Annotated in this window: 2 protein-coding genes; both read left to right on the top strand. The window is 69.6% G+C overall.

Annotation, left to right across the window (positions count from 1 at the left end):
- The first annotated feature begins 361 nt into the window (after positions 1–361).
- Positions 362–580, top strand: a complete 219-nt coding sequence (locus ACH4J0_RS43025) for a hypothetical protein (protein ID WP_396246637.1) — start codon at positions 362–364, stop codon at positions 578–580.
- Positions 577–897 (top strand): hypothetical protein, encoded by a 321-nt coding sequence (locus ACH4J0_RS43020; RefSeq protein ID WP_396246636.1) that lies wholly within the window; start codon positions 577–579, stop codon positions 895–897. Before ACH4J0_RS43025 ends, ACH4J0_RS43020 begins: the two co-directional genes overlap by 4 nt.
- Positions 898–2,800 lie beyond the last annotated feature (1,903 nt).

The raw sequence follows: 2,800 nt of genomic DNA, 5'->3' as shown, positions 1-2,800 counted from the left end.
GACGTCGAGTACTTCGGCACCGACGCGCACAACACCGTGCACGTCGTCCTCTACGCCGGCACCGACCCCACCACCGGCGCCGACATGATGTACGAAGCGAAGGAAACGAACAGCAACGTCCACTACGTCACCCTGCGCACCGGCGGCTACTGGTACCACGTCACGGCCTGACCCACCCCGGTGCCGCGCGGGTGACGACTGCCGTCACCCGCGCAACACCCGACACCACCCGCCCAGGGCAACTTTCCGCTCCAGCACGCCGCCACCGTCGGCGTCATGGTGCGGTGGTTCGGTTTCGCCGGGCGCCCGCGCCCTGCGGACGTTCTTCGAATTGCGCTTCAGCGGTACTGAGGGGGACATCATGAGACCTGAGTTCGTCACGGTCCTGGGCACCGGATCCGTGGCGCGCAGCGTCGCCGACCGCCTGGCCGACGCCGGCTTCACGACCAGCACCCCGCCGACCGGCGGGACCCACATACTCGTGACGGCGTTCGCCGTCGCGGAGCCCAGCCCGCACATCGTCGAGGAGACCCGCCGCGTCATCGCCGCGATGGCCCCGGTAGCTGGTGGATCGACATGACCTACCCTCCGCTACGGACCGACGACCTGTGGGTCCCGCCGGAGGATCTCGCCAGGGTGACACGGTTGCGCGTGCCGGTCAGCGATGTGCGCGGCGTGCTGGTGGCCAGTCCGCCTGTCACCCTGGACCTTCGCAGCCGACAGGTGTGCGACGCCATCCTGAGGGTCGTGGACCTCGTCCTGCCCACGCAGACCCCCGAGTTCCCGATCGCCTCGCTCGACCTCGGCCTCGCCGAGCCGCCCGCCCCGGCACACCACAAGCGACCGGTCGGAGATGAGCCGTCGGCTGCCGCGCAGGCGCGCACCAACTCCTTATGACGCCGCTCCTGACCCGTTCTTACCCGGGAGGTGCAGGCCAGGGCGCTGACCTGCGGTGGGGAATCTCGTCCCCGGGGCGGTGAGTTTCGCCCAGGCTGCTAATGACCCGGGCGCGGATCGCGGCTTCGGCGCGTCTGCGGGCCCGGTAGGCGGCATGGTGACAGGGACGCGGGCCCGCAGGCAGTACCGGCGACTCCGCCCGCTCGGCAGGACGTCCCCGCACCAATCGCATCTGCCGCCCATATTCGGAGGATACGACCGTTCCCGGACGACATAAGGAGGCGCCGCCGCCGCCTGGCCACCCGGCCGCCCCTCCGGCTCCCCAAGGGCATGACCTGCTGACCGCGAGGCGGCGATTTTGGGGTCTTTTGAGGGATTTGCAGGGCTTGGTTGGACCAATGCCGGGCCGGTCCAAGTGGTAGCTGCCGCCTGTTCCGGTCGGGGTGATGGGGCCGCCTCCGATTGCTGTGCGTATTCGCCGTGAGCATGCCATGAGGCCGGGAACGAGGGCATCAGAGACGAAGAATTTCTTGATGTCCCCTGAGGGTTTTCCTGCGGGATTTACCGGCGCGTTTTCACGACGTGTCTCCGACAGATCTTTTCGGGAGCCGGACGGTGCGCGCCACGGGCAATGGATTGTGACCCACACCGGTTGCCCCCCTGTCAGGTGAGACGTTGATGGCCTGCGTGGGGGTCGCTCGCCGGTGGGGGCCGTCAGGCCGCCGCACCCGCGCCGCCCACCGTGCCGCCGCCGCAGGCCCGGCCGGCACCTGCTCGGGTGGCGCCGCAGGCGCTGCCCGGACACCCCCAACCCAGGCCGCCAGGCCCCATCGCGCGTGCCCGCGCCGCCCTTTTCCCGGTGGCGCCGCCGGCGTCAACTACCAGCCCTTTCGACGGGCCGTCAGGCCCCGGCCATCGCCGAAGGCCCCGCCCTTTCCAGTCGTGCTTTCGGTGCGGGGCTTCGTTGTGTTCGGGAGGGTGCGGGCCGGTCGTTATCGGCCGATAGGATCGGGCAGACTGGTTAGTGCTTGTTGTGGCATTAAAGGCGGGATGCCAGGCGCCTGGCGGGCGGATTTTCAGCCGGATGTCGGATGGGCTTCCAGCCTTGTTTCCGTGCGCTTGCTCGGTGACATCAGAAGGCTTGGCGTCGGTGACATTCCGGTGTGTTTCTAGCGCCTAGTGCTGCGCCTTGCCCAGGGCTTTTTGACCCAGTGGGTTGTGACGGTTTGTGGGCTGTTTCCCCGGCCTGTCCTGCGCCCCTGATTTCGGGGGCGGCGCGGGGCCGGATCGGTGACAGCTCTTGCATGTTCGGCGCCTCGCCCCGGCACGGGGCGGCAGGCCTTGGGAGGCCTGCCCGGGGAGTCCCTCGAGGGGCCGCTGAACGGGCGGGTGGTGGAGGCCCCGGCAGGGGCCCCCGATCCGGGGGAGACGCTGCTTCCGGGGATTTACGCCATATCGTCAGCGGGTGCTGGGCCGGATACCCCATCCCCGTCAGGGGAGGGCCCTCTACCCAAAATTCGCGTCACATCGTCAACGGTACCCGGCAGGAGGGAGGGGAGGGGGTGCTACCGGAATTTTGCGTCACATCGTCAACGCTGGGGGCTGCCCCCCGGGGGGAGGTGGCCTCTACTCGAAATTCGCGTCACATCGTCAACGCACCTGGGGGCGGGCCGCAGGCCCGTGCCGACCACTTTCAGTCGATGCCCCGTCAGGGGCCGTCATCTGTCCCCGAATTCGCCGCAGGCGAATGGCCCCGGCCCCCGCCCGGCGCAGCCGGGCCCCGAGGCGCAGCCTCGGGACACCACGCACGGTGATGCCGCCAGGCGTCACCCCCGCACCTGGCGGTGCGTCAGCACCGCCCAACGGGCCGTCAGGCCCGTTGTAAGCCGCAGGCTTCCGCCCC

This window comes from Kitasatospora sp. NPDC017646 (assembly GCF_044329365.1).
Lineage (GTDB): Bacteria > Actinomycetota > Actinomycetes > Streptomycetales > Streptomycetaceae > Kitasatospora.
The sequence above is the reverse complement of the archived record's forward strand: the minus strand, read 5'-3'. Positions and strand labels throughout refer to the sequence as shown.